1 protein-coding gene is annotated in these 782 nt (G+C 53.5%); it reads left to right on the top strand.

The window, feature by feature from the left end; all coding sequences use genetic code 11:
- A partial coding sequence (locus B7709_RS10150) for a hypothetical protein (protein WP_275655626.1) occupies nt 1-782 on the top strand: 782 nt, incomplete at both ends.

Genomic DNA, 782 nt, shown 5'->3' with positions numbered 1-782 from the left:
GCACTTGCAGATGTGCTTGCACTTACTGAAGCACTCGTTGAAGCAGATACGCTCGCTGACGTGCTAGCACTTACTGAGGCACTGGTTGAGGCAGATGCGCTCGCTGATGTACTTGCACTTACTGAGGCACTCGTTGAAGCAGACGCACTCGCTGACGTGCTAGCACTTACTGAGGCACTGGTTGAGGCAGATGCGCTCGCTGATGTACTTGCTGATACTGAAGCACTCGTTGAAGCAGATACGCTCGCTGATGTACTTGCTGATGCTGAAGCACTGGTTGAGGCAGACGCACTCGCTGATGTACTTGCTGATGCTGAGGCACTGGTCGAAGCAGATACGCTCGCTGACGTGCTGGCGCTTACTGAAGCACTCGTTGAGGCAGACGCACTCGCTGACGTACTTGCGCTTGCTGAAGCACTTGTTGAAGCTGAAGCACTTGCCGATGTACTTGCAGAAACTGAAGCGCTTGTTGAAGCAGACGCACTTGCAGATGTGCTTGCACTTACTGAAGCACTCGTTGAAGCAGAGACGCTCGCTGACGTGCTTGCGCTTGCTGAAGCACTTGTTGAAGCTGAAGCACTTGCAGATGTACTTGCAGAAACTGAAGCACTCGTTGAGGCTGATACGCTCGCTGATGTACTTGCTGATGCTGAGGCACTGGTTGAGGCAGACGCACTCGCCAATGTACTTGCTGATACTGAGGCACTGGTTGAGGCGGACACGCTCGCTGACGTACTTGCGCTTACTGAAGCACTCGTTGAAGCAGATACGCTCGCTGACGT

The organism is Streptococcus oralis subsp. dentisani, from assembly GCF_002096335.1.
Classification (GTDB): Bacteria; Bacillota; Bacilli; order Lactobacillales; family Streptococcaceae; genus Streptococcus; species Streptococcus oralis_Z.
The sequence above is the reverse complement of the archived record's forward strand: the minus strand, read 5'-3'. Positions and strand labels throughout refer to the sequence as shown.